Origin of the sequence: Serratia sp. CY27727 (assembly GCF_052169275.1) — a bacterium.
Taxonomy (GTDB): domain Bacteria; phylum Pseudomonadota; class Gammaproteobacteria; order Enterobacterales; family Enterobacteriaceae; genus Serratia; species Serratia sarumanii.
On record NZ_JBJNLB010000001.1, the window covers coordinates 522,021 to 544,440 of the forward strand.

Genomic DNA, 22,420 nt, shown 5'->3' on the forward strand with positions numbered 1-22,420 from the left:
GATCTCTTATACGCGTTCCCTGTATTCTTACAGAGCAACTACGTTGGCGGCAGCCGGCCCGCGCGGGCTGTCCTGAATGGTGTACTCGACGCGCTGGCCTTCAGCCAGGGTCTTGAAACCGTCGGTCATGATTGCGGAGAAGTGTACGAATACATCTTTGCCGCCGTCGTTCTGCTCAATGAAACCAAAACCTTTGCTTTCGTTGAACCACTTAACCTGACCAGTCTTCTTAGACATTACATTTACCTTTAAATATATTTACAAAACCTGCCATAAGAGGCAATTGGGGCCGTTTCAGAAACATTACTTATGGGAGGTACTTAGAAGGTTCGTCTTTGAAGCGGAATCGGATGATAACGTTTTTGGAGGAACTGCTTAACTCTAAACTCGAACATAAATAGGTCTGGATTACAGGCCGACTTGCATTTACTCATAAAACTGGTGAATGCACAAGAGGTTTATTGCCTTAAATTCATAAATAAGCCGAATTTATTTTTATCTCCCTGAATATGCATGACTTAATTTAATGGTCGCCGCGGCCGAACCACCGCGTCTCTCCGCTCGCCAGGGCATCTTTTGCCCGTCTGTGCGCTGCAAATGAGAGCTGACGCATAAAACTCTAATATGCTTGCCACGTCTATAACAAATCCCAAACCAGATAGCTAAACTTGAGGGGAAAACAAGGCAGACGGCTTTTTCGCCAGCACTTTTGCCGCTAAAAACACGATTTTTCAGATTATGCTGAATCAAGGAGCTATGCGCATGACCGCCCAGCAGTTCGTTTCACCTAATGAAATCCGCGCCAGATTCTCTCACGCGATGTCGGACATGTATCAAAAGGAGGTGCCGCTGTACGGCGATCTGCTGGAGCTGGTGGCGGAAACCAACCGACAGGTTCTGCGCGAAGATGCCGCACTGGCTCATCAACTGCAAATTACCGGCGAGATAGAACGCCTGGCGATGGAGCGCCACGGCGCCATCCGGGTCGGCACCGCGGACGAGCTGGCCACCCTGCGCCGCCTGTTCCGGGTGATGGGCATGGCGCCGGTCGGTTACTATGACCTGTCGGTGGCGGGCGTTCCGGTGCACTCCACCGCTTTTCGCGCCGTACACGAAGACGCGCTGCAGATCAGCCCTTTCCGCGTATTCACCTCCCTGCTGCGCCTGGAACTGATAGAAGATCCCGCGCTGCGTGCACTGGCCGAGCGCTTGCTGGCGCGCCGCCGCATCTTTACCGATCGCGCGCTGGAGCTGATCGCGCTGCAGGAAGCGCAAGGCGGGCTGAATGAAGTGCAGGCGCAAGAATTTGTCGAACAAGCGCTGGAAACCTTCCGCTGGCACAACCAGGCGACGGTCAGCGCCGAAGAATACCGGCAGCTGCACGATCAGCATCGCCTGATCGCCGACGTGGTGGCGTTTAAAGGGCCGCATATCAACCATCTGACACCGCGCACGCTGGATATCGATCGCGTTCAGCAGGCGATGCCCGGCCGCGGCATTACGCCCAAGGCGGTCATCGAGGGCCCGCCGCGCCGTCGTCGCGCGATCCTGCTGCGCCAAACCAGCTTCAAGGCGTTGGAAGAACGCGTCGATTTCGTTGAGCATGACGGCCGTGCCGTCGCCGGCCACCATACCGCGCGCTTCGGCGAGATCGAACAGCGCGGTGTTGCGCTGACGACGAAAGGACGAGAACTCTACGACCGTCTGCTGCAGGCCACCAACGATGCGCTGCAGGGGCCGCCGAGCGAGAAAAATGCCGAGCGCTACTATCAACTGCTGGAGGAAAACTTCCGGGCGTTTCCGGATGATTACGCCACGCTGCGCGAGCAACAGCTGGCCTGGTTCCGCTATTTCCCGACCGAATGCGGCCTGGCGGCCAAAGAGTCGCTGGATAAGCACAGCACTCTGGAGCAACTGATCGAGAAAGAACACGTTCGCTTCCAGCCGCTGGTGTATGAAGATTTTCTGCCGGTCAGCGCCGCGGGGATTTTCCAGTCGAATCTGGGGGACAGCCGCCACGCGCAGTACAACGCCGCTTCCAGCCGGGCAGCGTTTGAACAAGCGTTGGGCAGTGAGGTGATCGACGAGCTGGCGCTGTATCAGCAAACCCAGCAGCGTTCGCTGGAAGCCTGCGCGCAAGCCCTGGGGCTTGCCACGCTGACATCCTGAGGTTACTTGGTCAGCAGAGATTCGATATCCTGCAGCAATTGCTCAGCCTGAGCGGACGGTAGCACCGCATCAACCGGCAAATACCACCAATTGGGCTGGGCAAAGGCGAGACATTTCACCGCGTCCTTCTCCGTCATCAACAGCGTTTGATCGGCAGCAACCAGCGCCGCCAGCTGCGCCTGCTGATATTCCTGATGATCGGCAAACGCCACTTCCTGCACCACCTCGACGTTCAGTTTTTCCAACGTCGCGAAGAAACGCGGCGGATGGCCGATGCCCGCCATCGCTACCACGCGCGGCAGCTCGGCCGCCGGGCGGCGTTCACCGCTCAGCAGGTTCACCGCATCACGCGCCTGCAGGCGCATGGCAATTTCCCCGACCTGCGCCACGCCGCCATTGGCGACGCGCGCATTGACACTGCCAAGCCGCGCAGCACGCTCGCGCATCGGCCCGGCCGGCAACCACCAGCCGTTGCCGAAGCGACGCACGCCGTCGATGACCACCAGCTCGAAGTCACGCTGTAAAGCATAGTGCTGCAAGCCATCGTCGGTGACGATCGCATCCAGCGGCTGTTGTTGCAGCAAGGCCTGCACCGCCTCTGCTCGCTTGGGCGCGATCGCCACAGGCGCACCGGTCCGCTGATAAATCAGCACCGGCTCATCGCCCGCCTCGCGGGTCGAGGTATTCTGATTGAGCACCAGGGGATAGACCGCCGACTTACCGCCGTAACCGCGTGACACCACACCAACGCGATAGCCCCGCTGCTGCAGGTGTTCCACCAGCCAGATCACCATCGGCGTTTTGCCGTTGCCGCCGGCGGTGAGGTTGCCCACCACCACCACCGGCACCGGCGAACGCCAGCTTTTGCGCAGGCCACAGCGGTAGCTGAGGCGGATCAGCCAGCTGAACAGGCCATACAGCCAGGAGAGCGGCAACAGCGCCAGATAAAGCAGCGAACCGCCGGACCAAATGCGCTCAATCATTATTGACCAAACTGCATGCGGTGCAGTTGTGCATAGGCGCCCTGCCGTTCAAGCAACTCGGCGTGCTCGCCGCGTTCGACGATGCGACCGTCCTCCACCACCAGGATCTCGTCCGCCTTCTCAATCGTCGACAGACGGTGTGCGATCACCAGCGAAGTACGGTCTTTCTGCAGCTCGTCCAGTGCGGCCTGAATGGCACGCTCGGATTCGGTATCCAGCGCAGAAGTCGCCTCATCCAGGATCAGGATCGGGCAATCGCGCAGCAAAGCACGCGCGATGGCGATGCGCTGACGTTGGCCGCCGGACAGCATCACGCCGTTTTCACCGATCACCGTATCCAGGCCGTTTTCCATCTTGTTGATGAAGTCCATCGCGTACGCCATTTCGGCCGCTTTCTCAATCTGCTCGCGGCTGTATTCGCTCTCGCGCGCATAGGCGATGTTGTTGGCGATGGTATCGTTGAATAGGTGCACGTTTTGCGAGACCAGAGCCACCTGATTACGCAGTGAGGCCAGGGTATATTCACGCAGATCGTGGCCATCCATCAGGATTTCGCCTTCCTGAATATCGTAGAAGCGCGTCAGCAGGTTGGCGATGGTGGATTTACCCGAACCCGAGCGGCCCACCAACGCCACAGTCTTGCCTTCGGCGATTTTCAGGTTGATATCACGTAGCGCCGGCGTTTCTTTAGCCGGATAGTAGAAGGTGACGTTGCGGAATTCGATGTCGCCTTTCGCGCGCTTCACTTCGCGGGTGCCGGTGTCTTTTTCCTGTTCCATATCCAAGATGGAGAACAGCGTCTGGCAGGCCGCCATCCCACGCTGGAACTGGGCATTGACGTTGGTCAGCGACTTCAGCGGACGCATCAGCGCGATCATTGACGAGAACACCACGGTAATGGTGCCGGCGGTCAGTGTTTCCATCACGCTCGGGAAGCTGGCGGCAAACAGCACGAACGCCAGGGCCAGCGAAGCGATCAGCTGAATGATCGGATCGGAAATGGAAGACGCAGAGACCAGTTTCATGCCCTGTTGACGCATGCGGTTGCTCACCGAGTTAAAGCGCTCGGTTTCCACCTGCTGGCCACCGAAGATCAGCACTTCTTTATGGCCTTTCAGCATCTGTTCGGCGCTGGTGGTCACCTGCCCCATGGTGTTCTGCATGTTCTTGCTGATGTTGCGAAAACGCTTGGACACCAGGCGAATGGCGATGGAGACGATCGGCGCTAGCACGATCAGGATCACCGACAGCTGCCAGCTGTAGTAGAACATCATGATGAACAGGCCAATGATCGAGGCCCCTTCGCGCACCACGGTCACCAGCGCGCTGGAAGAAGAAGACGCCACCTGCTCGGAATCATAGGTAATGCGCGACAGCAACGTCCCGGTGGATTGCTGATCGAAGAAGGCCACCGGCATTCTCATCATGTGGCCAAACAGGCGGCGGCGCATCTGCATCACCACCATGCCGGAAACCCAGGAAATGCAGTAGCTTGAAACAAAGCTGGTCACGCCGCGCATCAGCATCAGCGCAATCACCGCCAGCGGCATCCACACCAGCACGCTGCTGTCGGTTTTTCCAAACCCATCGTCCAATAACGGTTTAAGCAGAGACAGCATCAGCGTGTCCCCCGCTGCGTTCATAATCAACGCAATGGCGGCCACAATCAGCCCGGTCTTAAAAGGAGTGATCATCGGCCAGAGTCGACGGAACGTCTGCCAGGTCGAGAGATCTTTATCATTCATCATGCAAATACCAGCATCGGAAGAAATAGCGGCCTATTTTACTCATTATCGCCCTCTACGCCAAACCGCTGATGGTACCAACGGGGCATTAATTGTTCGCGAAAGCCTTTAATTTGCCAATCGTTGTCGAAAAAAAGCACCGACAACTGGCCGGAGCGCGTCGTATCGTGCCATGTAATGCCATTTGCCCGATATCGGGCGACCACTTTACGCGCCGGCAAACGCCATTTACCGTAACGAGATGCGGACGCCAGCGCAGCTTCGGGATTAACCGCGCGCAAAAAAGGCGGTGTTGAGGAAGTTTTGCTGCCATGGTGCCCCACCTGCAATACCGTGGCCGTTAAGCGGTCGCGCCGCAATCGGAGCAGCTGCGCCTCCGCCCTCTTTTCCGCATCGCCGGTGAGCAGCAGACTGTATTTCCCGTCGTCGATACGGATCACACAAGAGTCGTCATTAACCGGCCTTTTGAGCATTTTCGGCGGCCACAGCACCTCGAATTGCAACGACTGCCAGCGCCAACGCTCGCCGGCGATGCAGGGTAAATGCCCTTCCCCGCGTATCGGGCTCCGCACGGTAGCTTGCGGGAACGCTCGCCGCATCGTCGGGAGCCCGCCGATATGATCGAGATGAATATGGCTGATAATGATCTGCTCCAGCTCAATGCCCCGCCAGTTCAGCATCGGCAATATATGCCGTTCTGCGGCACTGCCTGTCGCCCAACGATCGCCGGTGTCGTACAGTATCCCCTTGCCGTTTTGCTCGATCACCACTGCCAGGCCGTGCCCGACATCGAGCATGTCGACGCGCCAATGGTAATCCGGTGCTTTACCTCGCCATAACACGCAGCATATGGCTATCGCTGCCAGTCCAGGCGCATAGCGCCACCACCAATGAAAGCGCCAACAGATAACGAGAAGCCATCCCGACGCGCTGGCAAGCAACGAGGCGGCCCCCAAATCCACCCAACCGCGCTGCAGATAATTTAACGGCACAAACACCCATCCCAACGTGAAATCCGCCAACCACCAAAGCCCGTAACTTAGCGAGGGGAAGATGCCGCAAATCAACGCCAGCAAAATCAACGGCACCGTCACCAATGAGACGATGGGCACCGCCCAGAGATTGGCCGGCAGCGAGGTCAACGTCAGGCCCAGAAACAGCGCGGCCTGCATCGGCACCAGCAGCAACGTCATGCCTAGCTGAATATGCAGCCAGCGCACCGGAGCCCAATACCACGCCGAACGAAATCGCTCGCCGAGCGGTGCCCACTCGAACCAAAAAATCAGGCACCCCACCGCCAGTACCGACAACCAGAAACTGTCTGACAAGACCGCCAACGGATCGCACAGCAAAATAAGCCCGATGCACCACAGCCACACTTGCCATGAAGAGCAATGCACGCCGCGCAAACGCAGCAGCATCCACAGCGTCATCGCCAACGCGGTACGCACCGCCGGCGGCTGGGCGCCCACCAACCAAACATAGATCAGCGTCGCCACCCAGCCCGCGATCAACGGAAAGCGATAACCAATCAGATGGGCGGGGAGGAAAAACTGCAGCGCGCGCAGCACTGCCCAGAACAAAATGGCGACCATCGCAACATGTAACCCCGATATGGCCATCAGATGAGCGATACCGGTTTTCAACATCAGCGTGCGCAAAGCCTGTTCGAGCGCGGTTCTTTCCCCAAACGCCAACGCCAGCAACACCGCCTTGTAACGCAATTCACCAATGTTGGCTTCAGCATGGCTGATAATGCGCTGGCGCAGGCCGCAATTCCCCTCCAGCAAGCGCGCCTGCCTGACCTGAGCGGTCAACGGCTGGCGCTGTGCGATCGCCCAACGTTGGCTGTCGAAGCCTCCTTCATTGAGCTTGCCATGCACCGGCCGCATGCGCAGTTTCAATTGCCAACGCTGCCCGGCACACAGCCGTTGCTCTTTCGGAGCCCATGTCGTGGTAAACGCCAGTGCAGGCACCAACCAATGGCCGTTGACCCGCTCGATGCGCATCAGGGTCTGCTTACTGGCGGCAGGCTCCAGTGCGACGCTGCTCACCTGTACCACCGCCGTCACGTCCGGTATGCGGCTTAAGCGCTCCATTTGCCCGAGCAGGCTTCCTGCGTTGAAAACCGCCCATATGAATCCCAAACACAGACAGGCCAAATAACGGCAGAACGGCCAACGGGTGCGCAGCAGTAAACCGGCGACCAGCAGCATCGGCCACAGCAACCATTGCTCTGGCAACTGCGGTAAAAGCAGCAGCGGCAAGATGCCGCAGATAACGGCGAATATCGCCAGATCCAGCGAAATTTTGATCGCTCTTCTCCCATCGGCTTCACCATGAGCAAAAACGCGTCACGAAGAGCAAGCAGGATTATTCAAGCGACATGTCGCCGCCAGCGGGCTTTAGTGAGGATGCGGCGAGCACGGCAGGATAAGAGAGGCATATGCAGCAGCCACACCGCAAATGCGGCACGGTACGCAATTCACAAGCAGAGCTCGGGGAATTGCAGGCGAAAAAAAAACGGCGCCTTAAAGGCACCGTTTTATATTCTTTACAAGCAACAACGCTATGGGCAGTCAGCGACTAGCCATAGATATTGGCGCGGTCACGCAACTCTTTGCCTGGTTTGAAGTGAGGAACGTACTTGCCGTCCAGCTCGACTTTGTCGCCGGTTTTAGGGTTGCGGCCTACACGCGGGGCACGGTAGTGAAGAGAAAAACTGCCGAATCCGCGGATCTCAATGCGTTCGCCCTCGGCCAGCGTTGCGGCCATGTGCTCAAGCATCTCTTTCACTGCATCCTCAACGGCCTTCGCCGGAATATGAGATTGCTGGCCAGCAAGTCTTTCAATAAGTTCAGACTTGGTCATAGTACCTCCAAGCTTTGCAGCTAAACTACCGTATCGGGGCGGTCAGAGACCGCCCCCCGTCATTACTCGCCTTTAGCCGCTTTGAAAGCTTCAGCCATTGCGTTAGAGAAGTTGCCTTCTTCCTGTTTGTTGTTAACAGTTGCGATGGCGTCTTTCTCGTCAGCTTCGTCCTTAGCACGTACGGACAGGCTTACAACGCGGTTCTTACGGTCAACGCCGGTGAATTTGGCTTCAACTTCGTCACCTACGTTCAGAACCAGAGTTGCATCTTCAATGCGGTCGCGAGAGGCTTCAGATGCACGCAGGTAACCTTCTACGCCGCCTGCCAATTCAACTGTAGCACCTTTGGCGTCAACTGCAGTGACTTTACCAGTAACAATAGCACCTTTCTTGTTCATAGACAGGTAGTTATTGAACGGGTCTTCAGCCAGCTGCTTCACGCCCAGGGAGATACGCTCGCGCTCTGCGTCAACTTGCAGAACAACCGCTGCGATTTCGTCGCCTTTCTTGTATTCACGAACTGCTTCTTCGCCTGCAACGTTCCAGGAGATGTCAGACAGGTGAACCAGGCCGTCGATGCCGCCGTCCAGGCCGATGAAGATACCGAAGTCAGTGATAGACTTGATTTTACCTTCAACGCGGTCGCCCTTGTTGTGGGTTTCTGCGAACTGCTGCCATGGGTTGGATTTGCACTGCTTCAGGCCCAGGGAGATACGACGACGTTCTTCATCGATGTCCAGAACCATCACTTCCACTACGTCGCCCACGTTAACAACTTTGGACGGATGGATGTTTTTGTTGGTCCAATCCATTTCAGAAACGTGTACCAGACCTTCAACGCCTTCTTCGATTTCTACGAAGCAGCCGTAATCAGTCAGGTTGGTTACACGACCAGTCAGCTTGGTGCCTTCTGGGTAACGTTTCGCGATAGCAACCCATGGATCTTCGCCCAGCTGTTTCAGGCCCAGGGATACACGAGTACGCTCGCGGTCGAACTTCAGCACTTTAACAGTGATTTCATCGCCAACGTTGACGATTTCGCTTGGGTGCTTAACGCGTTTCCAAGCCATGTCAGTGATGTGCAGCAGGCCGTCTACGCCGCCCAGATCAACGAATGCACCGTAGTCAGTGAGGTTCTTAACGATACCTTTAACTTCCATGCCTTCCTGCAGGTTTTCCAGCAGCTGATCGCGCTCAGCGCTGTTCTCGGATTCGATAACCGCACGGCGAGAAACGACAACGTTGTTGCGCTTCTGATCCAGCTTGATGACTTTGAACTCAAGCTCTTTGCCTTCCAGGTGCAGAGTGTCACGTACCGGACGCACGTCAACCAGGGAACCTGGCAGGAACGCGCGGATGCCGTTCAGCTCGACGGTGAAGCCACCCTTCACTTTGCCGTTGATAACACCGGTTACAGTCTCAGCTTCTTCGTAAGCTTTTTCCAGCGTGATCCAAGCTTCGTGACGCTTAGCTTTCTCACGGGACAGCAGGGTTTCACCGAAGCCGTCTTCAACAGCATCCAGAGCAACGTCAACTTCGTCACCAACCTGGATTTCCAGCTCGCCCTGGGCGTTTTTGAATTGCTCAGCCGGGATGGCAGACTCAGATTTCAGACCGGCGTCAACCAGTACGATATCTTTGTCGATAGCAACAACGACGCCACGAACGATGGAACCCGGGCGGGTTTCGATTTCTTTTAAGGATTCTTCAAAGAGTTGAGCGAAAGATTCAGTCATGTTGTTAATCTTCAGGGTTCTTTAGTTTAACGTCCATTTAGCGTCCCGCCGAATGGGGTTGTTTCACATACCCCGCCATTGGCTCCATGCCGACAGGGTTTAAGGTTACAGGGGTAAAATTTTACCCGATATATTGCGATACCGCTATGACAAATATGACAAAAAGCCAATAGCGCCGCCGCGCTTATTGCTGCGGCAACGCCAACACTTTCTGTGCATACGTCAACGCCTGCCTGATCACTTCTTCGATCGACATGCTGGTAGAATCCAGCACGAGGGCGTCAGAAGCGGGCACCAGAGGCGCGATAGGCCGATTACGGTCACGGTCGTCCCGTTCCTTTATCTCGGCTAAAAGACGTTCAAAGTTAACATTAAAGCCCTTCTCCTGCAACTGCAGCATGCGGCGGTGCGCGCGCTCCTCCGAGCTGGCGTCGAGGAAAATCTTGACCGGCGCGTCCGGAAACACCACCGTGCCCATGTCGCGGCCATCGGCAATCAGGCCGGGCGCCTCGCGGAATGCGCGCTGGCGGCGCAGCAGCGCCTCGCGCACGCGCGGAAACGCCGCTGCTTGCGACGCGGTGTTGCCGACGGTTTCGGTGCGGATCTCATTGCTGACGTCCTCACCTTCCAAAATCACCTGCAGCTTGCCGTCCTGGGCAACGAAGCGAACATCGAGATGTGCGGCCAGCGGAACCAGCGCTTCCTCAGAAGTGATATCCACCTGATGATGCAACGCTGCCAGCGCCAGCACGCGATAGATCGCGCCGGAGTCCAGCAAACGCCAACCCAGAGACTCGGCCAACGCTTTACACAGCGTGCCTTTGCCTGCGCCACTTGGTCCATCAACGGTTATCACCGGGGCTGTAGCCGTCATTTCTCTCTCCTTCAGGTAGAAAACTTCACAGAGACACGGCGTGCTTCGACTCGAAGCCCGTGCGCTCTGTCACCTGCCCAATCAGGGGCAAATACGGTGGCGTATTATACGCTGCCCTACGGCGATCTGTTACCCTGGAACTGTCCGGTTGTTGAAAATAAGCGCACAACCGCGAAAAAGTATAGAAGAAATGCCGGCCGCCAAAGGTTAAAAACGATAAAGGCCCACAAAGGGGCCTTAAAATAAACGATTTGACGGGTTACGCCGGCTGGCTGATGCGGGCCAACTGTTCGAAATAGTCCGGGAAGGTTTTCGCGGTGCATTTCGGATCGAGAATGGTAACCGGTGTATCCGACAGCGCCACCAGCGAGAAACACATCGCCATGCGGTGATCGTTGTAGGTGCCGATCTCGGCGAACTGCAGTTTGGCCGGCGGCACGACGTGAATGTAGTCTTCCCCTTCGTCCACTTCCGCCCCCACTTTACGCAGCTCGGTGGCCATCGCCGCCAAACGGTCGGTCTCCTTCACCCGCCAGTTGTAGATATTGCGGATGGTGGTCGGCCCCTCGGCGAACAGCGCCGCGGTGGCGATGGTCATCGCCGCGTCCGGAATGTGGTTCATGTCCATGTCGATGCCGCGCAGTTCACCGCGGCTGCACTCGATGAAATCGTCGCCCCAGGTAATACGCGCGCCCATTTTCTCCAGCACGTCGGCAAACCTGGTGTCGCCCTGCACGCTTTTGCGGCCGATGCCGGTCACGCGCACGGTGCCGCCCTTGATAGCCGCCGCCGCCAGGAAGTAAGAAGCGGAAGACGCGTCGCCCTCAACCAGGTAATCGCCCGGCGCGATATACGTCTGGCGCCCTTGGATATGGAACACCCGATAGTTGTCGTGGCTCACCGATACGCCGAAGGTGCGCATCAGATGCAGCGTGATGTCGATGTACGGCTTGGAAACCAGCTCGCCCTTGATGTGGATCTGCGTATCCTGCGGCGCCAGCGGCGCAGTCATCAGCAACGCGGTCAGGAACTGGCTGGAGACGCTGCCGTCAACGGTGACGTCGCCGCCCTGGAAGCCGCCACGCAGGCGGATCGGCGGGTAATCGGTCTGCTCGAGGTAATCAATCTGCGCCCCGCCCTGGCGCAGCGCGTCCACCAGATGGCCGATCGGGCGCTCTTTCATGCGCGGTTCGCCGGTCAGCACCACGTCGCCTTCGCCGAGGCACAGCGCCGCCGCCAATGGGCGCATCGCCGTCCCGGCATTGCCGAGGAACAGTTCCAGCGGCCGTTCGGCCACCAACGGGCCGGCCACGCCGGTCACTTCGCACAGGGTGCGATCGGCGGAAAGCTGGTAGTTCACGCCCAACGCCTGCAGCGCGTTCAGCATATGACGCACGTCGTCGCTGTCCAGCAGGTTGGTCAGCCGGGTCGTGCCTTTCGCCAGCGCCGCCAGCAGCAGAGCGCGGTTAGAAACGCTCTTCGAGCCGGGTAAGTTGACGGTGCCATTGACCAGGGCGACCGGTTGTAACGTCAGGGAATCCACCATGTGAACAAAACTCTCCAATTCTGATAAACGAAACGGCTCCGGAATAATGCCGGAGCCGCTTTAATGCAAAAGGACAACAGCCTGAGGCAGCCCGCGCCTGGCGGGCTGACGGAATCAACCGTGACGACGTTCGAAGTCGGCCATGAAATCGGTCAGCGCCTGCACGCCGGCCAGTGGCATGGCATTGTAAATAGAAGCGCGCATGCCGCCAACTACCCGGTGGCCTTTCAGCGCCTGCAGGCCGATGGCCTCGGCTTCGCTGAGGAACACCTTGTCCAGCGCCGCATCGACCAGTTGGAACGGCACGTTCATCCACGAACGGTTGGCGATCGCCACCTGGCTGCGGTAGAAGTCGGATTTATCGATGGTCGCGTACAGCAGCTCGGCCTTGGCCTGATTGCGTTTTTGCATCTCCACCAGGCCGCCCTGCTCTTTCAGCCATTTGAACACCAGCCCGGACAGGTACCAGGCGAAGGTCGGCGGGGTGTTGAACATCGAGTCGTTCTCGGCCAGCACGGTGTAATCGAGGATCGACGGCACTTCTTTGCGCGCCTTGCCCAGCAGATCGTCGCGCACGATCACCAGCGTCAGGCCGGCCGGGCCGATGTTTTTCTGCGCGCCGGCGTAAATCACGCCGAAACGGCTGACGTCGAGCGGGCGGGACAGGATGGTCGAGGAGTAATCGCCGATCACCACCTTGTCGCCGAAGTCCGGCGTTTCATCGATGGCCACGCCGTCGATGGTCTCATTCGGGCAATAGTGCACGTAAGCCGCGTCGTCGCTGAGCTGCCACTCTTTCATCGGCTTGATGCCGCTCAGGCCGTCGATGCGGGTTTTCACGTCGATGACGTTCGGGGCGCAATACTTTTCCGCTTCCTTGATGGCGCTGTGCGCCCAATAGCCGCCGTCGATATAGTCGGCGGTGGCCTTGTCGCCCAGCAGGTTCAGCGGCAGCGCCGCGAACTGCGCGCGGGCGCCGCCGTGGCAAAACAGCACTTTATAGTTGGAGGGGACTTTCAGCAGATCGCGCAGATCCTGTTCCGCCTGCTCGGCAACGGCGATGAATTCTTTGCTGCGGTGACTGATCTCCATCACTGACGTGCCCAGCCCATGCCAGTTGCACAGTTCCTGTTCCGCACGACGCAACACTTCCACCGGCAGCATCGCCGGGCCAGAGCTAAAATTATAAACCTGAGTCATTTCCCCTCACCACATTCACTGTTCGCCGCAGAAAAGCGACCTGTCGAAAAGACGCCCGAAGTTAACGCTCGCGTTAACCAACCCATCGGTTTTATCACTCACGCCCCATGGCTGCAACGCTTATTCGCCCGTCGGCGGCAAACGGCCGCGCCGGGTGATGACAGGCTCTGCGGCCGTCGCGATTGTTTGGACGATAAAACCCTGTGACATGGGGAAATTCAGCGGGTTAACGCGGTGTTTTATGCTGTATTCAGCCAAGATGGCTGCGAGAGCCCGGCCGGCCCCCGCAGGAGAGAAAACGATCAGTACTGATTGAACATCTGCTGGATCTGCTTCGCGTCTTTGGTTTGCATCAGCGCCAGCTGCAGCAGTATGCGCGCTTTTTGCGGATTCAGCGTGCCGGCGGCCACAAAGCCGTACTTGGCGTCGTCCACTTCCGCATCTTCGGTGGTGGCGCCGGTCGGCACGCGCGATGAGCGCACCACCGCCACACCATTGTGCGCCGCCGTCGCCAGGGTGTCGAACACGGTTTTATACAGGTTGCCGTTGCCGACCCCGGCGCTGACGATGCCCTGGTACCCTTCGGCGATCAGCGCCTTGGCCGGCGCATCGGAAGCATTGGCGTAGTTGTAGATGATGCCGACCTTCGGCAATTCGTTCAGCTTGCTGACGTCGAACGGCGTATCCCGGGTATGCTTACGCTGCGGCGAGCGCTGGTAATCGATCTTGCCGTTGTGGATATACCCCAGCGGGCCGAAGTTCGGCGACTGGAAGGTCTGCACGGCGGTGGTGTTGGTCTTGGTGACGTCGCGCGCATCCAGCACGGTGTCGTTCATCGCCACCAGCACCCCGCGGTTGGCCGATTGCGGATCCGCCGCTGTCACCACCGCGTTGTATAGATTGAACGGGCCGTCGGCGCTCATCGCCGTCGCCGGCCGCATCGCCCCCACCAGCACCACCGGCTTGTCGCATTTCACCGTCAAATCGAGGAAATAGGCCGTCTCCTCCAGCGTATCGGTGCCGTGGGTGATGACGAAGCCGTCGGTCTTGCCGCAGTCGGCGTCAATTTTCTTCGCCAGCGTCAGCCAGACCTGATCGTTCATGTCCTGCGAGCCGATGTTCACCACCTGCTCCCCCTGCACGTTGGCGACGTTCTTCAGCTCCGGCACCGCATCGACCAGCGCCTCGACGCCCAGCTTGCCCGCGGTATAGTTGGATTTCGTCGCCGACTCACCGCCGCCGGCGATAGTGCCGCCGGTCGCCAGCAGGGTGATGTTGGGCAGCGCCAGCGCCGAGGCGCTGACGCCGGTCAACAAGAGGGTTAACGCGCTGAGTTTCACTGATTTCATTAGATTTCTCCGTGACAGATAACTCGCTGAATTATGGCGCCTATCCATAAAAAAACTGTGACTTTGCCGCGCTTTAGGAATGACGCAAAACCCCCGTATCTGTGCCGTGATGCGGGCAGCAGGCTATTTGAGGCGGGGTTTAGCATTGAGAAGGTGTCGCCCAGACCACCGGCCATCGCAACTTGAATCTGCTTTGGCAGGTATACACTGAGTTCTACCCTCAATCGCTGAATAAGAAATTGTAGAGTGGATTGATTTAATTGCTATACGTTAGTCAACCAGAACACACAAAAATATTATCAATCGAAAAATAGAATTACAGGCATTGAAAAATGCCTGCATAACGATTGACATTTAACAACCGCTAGAGCTAGAGAAATAAGTCATATTAAAATTACACCACCCCATGGCTTGCACATCTGCAACAGAAAAACTACCGCTAGTGCCTAAGTCAGAATTAAAGTTAGCATTGTAAGATCCGATACCAACATCTATATTTGGAGCCGTTTGATAGCCGTTCTGAATTCCATTGTAAATTTCTCCGGCCGCATACCCGCCGAGGGCCCCAGCATAGGGATTACCGCCACCGAGCCAAGTACCGGCATCAGTGCCGGCCAGTTGAGCTATTTGTTCACCGCCCGCACCTGTAACTAGATTAATTTCACTCAAATTAAGTTCTTTCATCTTTACGTTCCTGTAAATTTAAGTTAAACAATGAAAAAACAAAGCCCACAATAAAACAAATACCAAAAATCACGATAAAGAAATAACTTCCATCATGAACACCTTCACTAATATAATTTACAACACTGAATATTGAAAATATATATAACGAATTTCTTAACCATCGTTTATAAAAAGCACTATCTAATGAAAATTTCATTTTATACCTCTATAACTGTCATCTCCCCTAACCATGATAATTAATGAGAAAACTAAAAATGCAAATCATTTAATCTGTATTTCCCATTCGCCCATGACTAAAGCTATATTTATGGTTCTGAGGGAGCGGCAGTTTTACAACCCAGGCAAATGAGTTTGATTATCATTCTCATTTTTACAGTGAATGTCAAGAGCTTTTAACCTATGGATTCATGGTGTCACGCCACCAAGACGATGCGCAGCCTCTCGCTTGATGTTTCTGCATCTCGTTGCTGTGAGGTCGGTTCAAAAACAGAGGATAGCCATATAAATCATTTATATATAAATATTGAACCGACTGAACCGACTGAACCTACCCTTTTTTCTCTCACGTGTGAGAAGATATCCCTCAAGGTTGAGGTAACCCTCAGGGTAACGCCATCTTCATGGCAGGCTGTTTTGGTGTTCAGTTCGGCCCCACCACGTACCCCGCGTTTTGCTGCAAGAATGAGAAAACGTCAAAAAACACCGGAACAATATACAGCCGAATTTTCAATCAACAATTTGAAAATTAAAGGTAAAACAAAAACACCTGTCAACATGAAAACATGAAATGAAGACAATGACGCAAACTTTTATCCCCGGTAAAGACGCCGCCCTGGAAGACTCCATCGCCCGTTTCCAGCAGAAACTGAGCGATCTCGGTTTCAACATCGAAGAAGCCTCCTGGCTGAACCCGGTCCCGCACGTATGGTCAGTACACATTCGCGATCGCGATTGCCCGCTGTGCTTCACCAACGGCAAAGGCGCCAGCAAAAAAGCCGCGCTGGCCTCCGCGCTGGGTGAATATTTCGAGCGCCTGTCCACCAACTACTTCTTCGCCGATTTCTATCTGGGCCGGCAGATCGCCGAAGGCGACTTCGTGCACTACCCGAATGAGAAATGGTTCCCGATCCCTGAAGACGACGCGCTGCCGGCCGGCATCCTCGACGAACGCCTGCACGCCTTCTACGATCCGCAGCAAGAGCTGAGCGCTAGCGATCTGGTCGATCTGCAATCCGGCAACGCCGATCGCGGCGTGTGCGCGCTGCCGTTTACCCGTCAGTCCGACCAGCAAACCGTGTACATCCCGATGAACATCATCGGCAACCTGTATGTTTCCAACGGCATGTCCGCCGGCAACACCGCCAACGAAGCGCGCGTGCAGGGCCTGTCGGAAGTGTTCGAGCGCTATGTGAAAAACCGCATCATCGCCGAATCCATCAGCCTGCCGGCGATCCCGGACGAAGTGCTGAACCGCTACCCGGGCGTGGTGGAAGCCATCGCCAAACTGGAAGAGGAAGGTTTCCCGATCCTCTCCTATGACGCCTCGCTGGGCGGCAACTACCCGGTGATCTGCGTGGTGCTGTTCAACCCGACCAACGGCACCTGCTTCGCCTCGTTCGGCGCACACCCGGACTTCGGCGTGGCGCTGGAGCGCACGGTGACCGAACTGCTGCAAGGCCGCAGCCTGAAAGATCTCGACGTGTTCACCGCGCCGACCTTCGATGACGAAGAAGTGGCGGAACACACCAACCTGGAAACGCACTTCATCGACTCCAGCGGCCTGATCTCCTGGGATCTGTTCAAACAGGACGCCGATTACCCGTTCGTTGACTGGAACTTCAGCGGCAGCACGCAGGAAGAGTTCGCCACCCTGATGAGCATCTTCGCCAAGGAAGACGCGGAAGTGTACATCGCCGACTACGAGCACCTGGGCGTCTACGCTTGCCGCATCATCGTGCCGGGCATGTCCGACATTTATCCGGCGGAAGACCTGCTGCTGGCCAACAACAGCATGGGCGCGCACCTGCGCGACACGCTGCTGGCGCTGCCGGGCAGCGAGTGGGAACCGGAAGAGTACCTGGCGCTGATCGAGCAGTTGGACGACGAAGGGCTGGACGATTTCACCCGCGTACGCGAACTGCTGGGCATTGCCAGCGGCAAAGACAACGCCTGGCATACCCTGCGCGTGGGCGAGCTGAAGGCGATGCTGGCGCTGGCGGGCGGCGATCTGGATCAGGCACTGATCTGGACCGAATGGACGCAGGACTTCAACGCCTCGGTGCTGAGCCCAGCGCGCAGCAACTACTACCGCTGCCTGCAAACGCTGCTGCTGCTGGCGCAGGAGCCTGAACGCGAAGCGGCGCAATACTATACCGCGTTCGTGAAGATGTATGGTCAGGAAGCGGTCGACGCCGCCTCCGCCGCCATCAGCGGTGAAGAACGCTTCAACGGGCTGTTCGCCGTCGATGCCGATCTGAAGGCGCTACTGGCCCATCAGGCGCTGCTGGCGGCCTACGAGAAGCTGCAGGCGGCCAAACGCCGCCACTGGGCCAAAGCCTAAGCGTCATCAGGGGTACTGCCACTTTGGGAGTACCCCTGTTGCCAAACGCCGCACTCAGTTGCGGCGTTTTCATTTTTGCGGTTTATTTCAACGCATGCGGTTTTATTTTTTCGCCGGAAAATAGGCGGTTAAACGACCATAAAAATAAATAAACCGTCAATTGTTGCCGGACGGTGAAATAATAATTAACCGATAATTAAACTTTCAGCGCTGCGAAGCGACAAAACGCCTAAAAATTTAACTTTAGCGCCTGCGGCCCACCCTGCACATTCAAAAAAATTTGCAAACATTAAAAAATTGTTTTACCTTAAAAATCAATAAATTAACCACAAAAACCACACAAAAAACACGTCATTTTGCCGCTCTACTTCCCCGCCTTATGATCCAAATCAAATTTTCCCCTATACTGCTTTGCTAGTATCTCATTGCGTTGTTTTAACCCTTAAGAGCGAGAGTTAGTTTGAAAACTGACAGCCCCTTCGATCTGATTTTACCTGCGGCAACGGCGAAAATCGCTGAAGATGCCGGCGTGTATAAAGCCACCAAACATCCGCTGAAAACGTTTTATTTGGCGATCACTGCTGGTGTCTTCATTTCCATCGCCTTCGTCTTCTACATCACGGCGACCACCGGCACCGCCGGCGTGCCTTTCGGGCTGGCGAAACTGGTCGGCGGCATCTGCTTCTCTCTCGGGTTAATGCTGGTGGTGGTGTCGGGCGCCGACCTGTTCACCTCTACCGTGCTCATCGTCATCGCCAAGGCCAGCGGCCGCATCAGCTGGGGCCAGCTGGGCGCCAACTGGCTGAACGTTTATCTCGGCAATCTGGTCGGCGCGCTGTTCTTCGTGGCGCTGATCTGGTTCTCCGGCGAGTATATGGTCGCCAACGGCCAGTGGGGGCTGAATGTCCTGCAAACCGCAGACCACAAGCTGCATCACACCTTTATCGAAGCCGTGTGCCTCGGCATTCTGGCTAACCTGATGGTCTGCCTGGCGGTCTGGATGAGCTACTCCGGCCGCACCCTGACCGACAAGATGCTCGCCATGGTGCTGCCGGTCGGGATGTTTGTCGCCAGCGGCTTCGAGCACAGCATCGCCAACATGTTTATGATCCCTATGGGCATCGTGGTCAAACACTTCGCCACGCCGGAATTCTGGCAAGCCGTAGGGGCGGTACCTGAGCAATTCGCTCATCTGACAGTAAGCAACTTCATCATCGACAACCTGATTCCGGTCACCATCGGCAACATCATCGGTGGCGGTCTGCTGGTTGGGTTGACTTACTGGGTAATTTATCTGCGCGGGGGTCGCGAACAGCACTAAGCTGTGAGTTACCGCGCGCAGAGTTAGAAATCCACAATCAAAGGTAGGTGTACAATGACCGAACTTAACGAGAAATTAGCCAACGCTTGGGAAGGTTTCAGCAAGGGTGACTGGCAGAATGAAGTCAACGTTCGTGACTTCATCCAGAAAAACTACACGCCTTATGAAGGTGACGAGTCCTTCCTGGCTGGGGCAACTCAGGCCACCACCACCTTGTGGGACAAGGTTATGGAAGGGATCAAACTGGAAAACCGCACTCACGCGCCGGTTGATTTCGACACCAACGTTGCTTCAACCATCGTTTCTCACGACGCGGGTTACATCGCCAAAGAGCTGGAAACCATCGTAGGTCTGCAGACCGACGCCCCTCTGAAACGCGCGCTGATCCCGTTCGGCGGCATCAAAATGGTCGAAGGTTCGTGCAAAGTGTACGGCCGCGAGCTGGATCCGCAGCTGAAAAAAGTGTTCACCGAATACCGTAAAACCCACAACCAGGGCGTATTCGACGTTTACACCAAAGACATCCTGAACTGCCGTAAATCCGGCGTGCTGACCGGCCTGCCGGACGCCTACGGCCGCGGCCGCATCATCGGCGACTACCGCCGCGTGGCGCTGTACGGCATCGACTTCCTGATGGCCGACAAGCTGAACCAGTTCAAATCGCTGCAGGAAAAACTGGAAAACGGCGAAGATCTGGAAATGACCATCCAGCTGCGCGAAGAGATTGCTGAACAGCACCGCGCTCTGGCTCAGATCAAAGAGATGGCCGCCAAATACGGCTACGACATCTCCGGCCCGGCCACCAGCGCGCAAGAAGCGGTGCAGTGGACCTACTTCGGCTACCTGGCCGCGGTGAAATCCCAGAACGGCGCCGCCATGTCCTTCGGCCGCGTGTCCACCTTCCTCGATGTGTTCATCGAGCGCGACATCAAGGCGGGCAAACTGACCGAAGAACAAGCGCAGGAACTGATCGACCACCTGGTGATGAAACTGCGTATGGTGCGCTTCCTGCGTACCCCTGAGTACGATGAGCTGTTCTCCGGCGACCCAATCTGGGCGACAGAATCCCTGGCCGGTATGGGCGTTGACGGCCGCACCCTGGTCACCAAAAACAGCTTCCGCTTCCTGAACACCCTGTACACCATGGGGCCGTCTCCGGAGCCAAACATGACCATCCTGTGGTCTGAGAAGCTGCCGCTGAACTTCAAGAAATTCGCAGCGAAAGTGTCCATCGACACCTCTTCCGTTCAGTACGAAAACGACGACCTGATGCGCCCTGACTTCAACAACGATGACTACGCCATCGCTTGCTGCGTCAGCCCGATGATCGTCGGCAAACAAATGCAGTTCTTCGGCGCCCGCGCCAACCTGGCGAAAACCATGCTGTACGCCATCAACGGCGGCGTTGACGAAAAACTGAAAATGCAGGTCGGCCCTAAAGAAGCGCCGATGATGGACGAAGTGCTGGACTATGACAAAGTCATGGCGCGCATGGACCACTTTATGGATTGGCTGGCCAAGCAGTACGTGACCGCACTGAACATCATTCACTACATGCACGACAAGTACAGCTACGAAGCTGCACTGATGGCGCTGCATGACCGTGACGTTTATCGCACCATGGCTTGCGGCATCGCCGGTCTGTCCGTGGCGGCCGACTCCCTGTCTGCCATCAAGTACGCGAAAGTCACCACCATTCGCGACGAAGACGGCCTGGCCATCGACTTCAAAGTGGAAGGCGAGTATCCGCAGTTCGGTAACAACGACGCCCGCGTCGATGATATCGCCTGCGACCTGGTGGAACGTTTCATGAAGAAAATTCAGAAACTGCGCACCTACCGCAACGCGGTACCGACCCAGTCCGTACTGACCATCACCTCCAACGTGGTGTACGGTAAGAAAACCGGTAACACCCCGGATGGCCGCCGCGCAGGCGCACCGTTCGGCCCTGGCGCCAACCCGATGCATGGCCGCGACCAGAAAGGCGCAGTAGCCTCCCTGACCTCGGTAGCCAAACTGCCGTTTGCCTACGCGAAAGACGGGATCTCCTACACCTTCTCCATCGTGCCTAACGCGCTGGGTAAAGACGACGACGTGCGTAAAGCCAACCTGGCGGGCCTGATGGATGGTTACTTCCACCATGAAGCCTCCATCGAAGGCGGCCAGCACCTGAACGTCAACGTGATGAACCGCGAAATGCTGCTGGACGCGATGGAAAACCCTGAGAAATACCCTCAGCTGACCATCCGCGTTTCCGGTTACGCCGTGCGCTTCAACTCGCTGACCAAAGAGCAACAGCAGGACGTGATTACTCGTACCTTCACTCAAACGATGTAATACGCCGGCCGGGCGGGAAACCGCTCGGCACCAACGCAGGGGCCGGTTTTGCCGGCCCTTTTCTCCCACCGCTCTCCCCTGACTCTGTACGAGTCTGTTTTGCCGGACATCTATACTGAATGGATAGCCGGCAAAACAGTTATCCGGCAACTGACCGGCCGACAGGCATCATTACCCCGGTGGCGGTTCCACCCGCTGCTGCATCGCAGATACCTGGCCGGCGGCCACGCGCCTATTTTTAGACTGCGTTTGACAGTCAATATTGGAGAAAACCCCGCAATGTCAGCAATTGGTCGCATCCACTCCTTCGAATCCTGCGGCACCGTCGATGGGCCCGGGATCCGCTTTATCGTCTTCTTCCAGGGCTGCCTGATGCGCTGCCTCTATTGCCATAACCGCGACACCTGGGACACCCACGGCGGCAAGGAAGTGACCGTCGAAGAGCTGATGAAAGACGCGGTGGCCTACCGCCACTTCATGAACGCCTCCGGCGGCGGCGTAACCGCGTCCGGCGGCGAGGCGATCCTGCAGGCTGAATTCGTGCGCGACTGGTTCCGCGCCTGCCACGCCGAAGGCATCAATACCTGCCTGGACACCAATGGCTTCGTGCGCCGCTACGATCCGGTGATCGACGAGCTGCTGGACACCACCGATCTGGTGATGCTGGATCTGAAACAGATGAACGACGAGATCCACCAGAACCTGGTCGGCGTCTCCAATCACCGTACGCTGGAATTCGCCCGCTACCTGGCGAAACGCAACCAGCGCACCTGGATCCGCTACGTGGTGGTGCCGGGCTGGTCAGACGACGATAAGTCGGCGCACCTGCTGGGCGAGTTCACCAAAGACATGACCAACATCGAGAAAATCGAGCTGCTGCCCTACCACGAGCTGGGCAAGCACAAATGGATAGCGATGGGGGAAGAGTACAAGCTGGACGGCGTGCACCCGCCTAAAGCCGAGACCATGGATCGCGTCAAAGGCATCCTGGAAAGCTACGGCCACAAAGTGATTTACTGATTGGCGCACGCCAAAAGAAAAA

General features: G+C 56.8%; 17 protein-coding genes and 1 pseudogene. 7 read left to right on the forward strand and 11 right to left on the reverse strand.

Annotation, left to right across the window (positions count from 1 at the left end; translation table 11 throughout):
- Window positions 1–27: 27 nt before the first annotated feature.
- Complete coding sequence (cspE, locus tag ACJ8HB_RS02715) at window positions 28–237, reverse strand: transcription antiterminator/RNA stability regulator CspE (RefSeq protein WP_019454537.1); 210 nt, start codon at window positions 235–237, stop codon at window positions 28–30.
- A gap of 525 nt (window positions 238–762) precedes the next feature.
- On the opposite strand from cspE, the gene hglS reads away from it, so the two are divergent.
- Window positions 763–2,169: a 2-oxoadipate dioxygenase/decarboxylase HglS gene (hglS, locus tag ACJ8HB_RS02720; RefSeq protein ID WP_033637856.1), complete on the forward strand. Its 1,407-nt coding sequence runs from the start codon at window positions 763–765 to the stop codon at window positions 2,167–2,169.
- Window positions 2,170–2,171: 2 nt separating this feature from the next.
- Here the strand turns inward: hglS and lpxK are convergent, their stop codons facing one another.
- The 9 genes from lpxK to ansB form a co-directional block, all read right to left on the reverse strand.
- The gene (gene lpxK, locus ACJ8HB_RS02725) at window positions 2,172–3,152 is read right to left on the reverse strand and encodes a tetraacyldisaccharide 4'-kinase (RefSeq protein WP_047568329.1); all 981 of its coding nucleotides are present in this window, start codon (window positions 3,150–3,152) and stop codon (window positions 2,172–2,174) included.
- Entirely contained in the window at window positions 3,152–4,900 is a 1,749-nt protein-coding gene (gene msbA / locus ACJ8HB_RS02730; RefSeq protein ID WP_021504329.1) for a lipid A ABC transporter ATP-binding protein/permease MsbA, read from the reverse strand. The genes lpxK and msbA overlap by 1 nt, the downstream gene beginning before the upstream one ends.
- Before the next feature lie 35 nt (window positions 4,901–4,935).
- A complete protein-coding gene (locus ACJ8HB_RS02735; protein WP_080298838.1) occupies window positions 4,936–7,206 on the reverse strand; it encodes a ComEC family protein in 2,271 nt (756 codons plus the stop codon).
- Window positions 7,207–7,483: 277 nt separating this feature from the next.
- The gene (ihfB, locus tag ACJ8HB_RS02740; RefSeq protein WP_004928264.1) at window positions 7,484–7,768 is read right to left on the reverse strand and encodes an integration host factor subunit beta; all 285 of its coding nucleotides are present in this window, start codon (window positions 7,766–7,768) and stop codon (window positions 7,484–7,486) included.
- A 62-nt stretch (window positions 7,769–7,830) separates the two neighbouring features.
- A complete protein-coding gene (rpsA, locus tag ACJ8HB_RS02745; protein WP_004928267.1) occupies window positions 7,831–9,504 on the reverse strand; it encodes a 30S ribosomal protein S1 in 1,674 nt (557 codons plus the stop codon).
- Between the two features lie 184 nt (window positions 9,505–9,688).
- Window positions 9,689–10,378 carry a (d)CMP kinase gene (gene cmk, locus ACJ8HB_RS02750; RefSeq protein ID WP_004928270.1) on the reverse strand — a complete coding sequence of 230 codons (690 nt, stop codon included), beginning with the start codon at window positions 10,376–10,378 and terminating at the stop codon, window positions 9,689–9,691.
- A 259-nt stretch (window positions 10,379–10,637) separates the two neighbouring features.
- Complete coding sequence (aroA, locus tag ACJ8HB_RS02755; protein WP_033637854.1) at window positions 10,638–11,924, reverse strand: 3-phosphoshikimate 1-carboxyvinyltransferase; 1,287 nt, start codon at window positions 11,922–11,924, stop codon at window positions 10,638–10,640.
- 114 nt (window positions 11,925–12,038) lie between these two features.
- On the reverse strand, window positions 12,039–13,124 hold the full coding sequence (serC, locus tag ACJ8HB_RS02760; RefSeq protein WP_047568334.1) for a 3-phosphoserine/phosphohydroxythreonine transaminase: 1,086 nt from the start codon (window positions 13,122–13,124) through the stop codon (window positions 12,039–12,041).
- A gap of 302 nt (window positions 13,125–13,426) precedes the next feature.
- Entirely contained in the window at window positions 13,427–14,473 is a 1,047-nt protein-coding gene (ansB, locus tag ACJ8HB_RS02765; RefSeq protein WP_047568337.1) for an L-asparaginase 2, read from the reverse strand.
- A 99-nt stretch (window positions 14,474–14,572) separates the two neighbouring features.
- Here ansB and ACJ8HB_RS02770 point away from each other — a divergent pair.
- Window positions 14,573–14,718, forward strand: a pseudogene (locus tag ACJ8HB_RS02770) (site-specific integrase); the annotation flags it as partial.
- A 109-nt stretch (window positions 14,719–14,827) separates the two neighbouring features.
- On the opposite strand, the gene ACJ8HB_RS02775 reads toward ACJ8HB_RS02770, so the two are convergent.
- Window positions 14,828–15,157, reverse strand: a complete 330-nt coding sequence (locus ACJ8HB_RS02775; protein ID WP_072021570.1) for a hypothetical protein — start codon at window positions 15,155–15,157, stop codon at window positions 14,828–14,830.
- A gap of 402 nt (window positions 15,158–15,559) precedes the next feature.
- On the opposite strand from ACJ8HB_RS02775, the gene ACJ8HB_RS02780 reads away from it, so the two are divergent.
- The 5 genes from ACJ8HB_RS02780 to pflA all read left to right on the forward strand — a co-directional run bounded on the left by ACJ8HB_RS02780 (window position 15,560) and on the right by pflA (window position 22,398).
- The gene (locus ACJ8HB_RS02780; RefSeq protein WP_141240897.1) at window positions 15,560–15,946 is read left to right on the forward strand and encodes a hypothetical protein; all 387 of its coding nucleotides are present in this window, start codon (window positions 15,560–15,562) and stop codon (window positions 15,944–15,946) included.
- A gap of 10 nt (window positions 15,947–15,956) precedes the next feature.
- Window positions 15,957–17,720 carry a 30S ribosomal protein S12 methylthiotransferase accessory factor YcaO gene (ycaO, locus tag ACJ8HB_RS02785; RefSeq protein WP_047568339.1) on the forward strand — a complete coding sequence of 588 codons (1,764 nt, stop codon included), beginning with the start codon at window positions 15,957–15,959 and terminating at the stop codon, window positions 17,718–17,720.
- A gap of 460 nt (window positions 17,721–18,180) precedes the next feature.
- Window positions 18,181–19,041 (forward strand): formate transporter FocA, encoded by an 861-nt coding sequence (gene focA, locus ACJ8HB_RS02790; protein WP_019454548.1) that lies wholly within the window; start codon window positions 18,181–18,183, stop codon window positions 19,039–19,041.
- A gap of 54 nt (window positions 19,042–19,095) precedes the next feature.
- Complete coding sequence (gene pflB, locus ACJ8HB_RS02795; RefSeq protein ID WP_004928286.1) at window positions 19,096–21,378, forward strand: formate C-acetyltransferase; 2,283 nt, start codon at window positions 19,096–19,098, stop codon at window positions 21,376–21,378.
- A gap of 279 nt (window positions 21,379–21,657) precedes the next feature.
- Entirely contained in the window at window positions 21,658–22,398 is a 741-nt protein-coding gene (gene pflA, locus ACJ8HB_RS02800; RefSeq protein WP_033637850.1) for a pyruvate formate lyase 1-activating protein, read from the forward strand.
- Window positions 22,399–22,420: the final 22 nt, after the last annotated feature.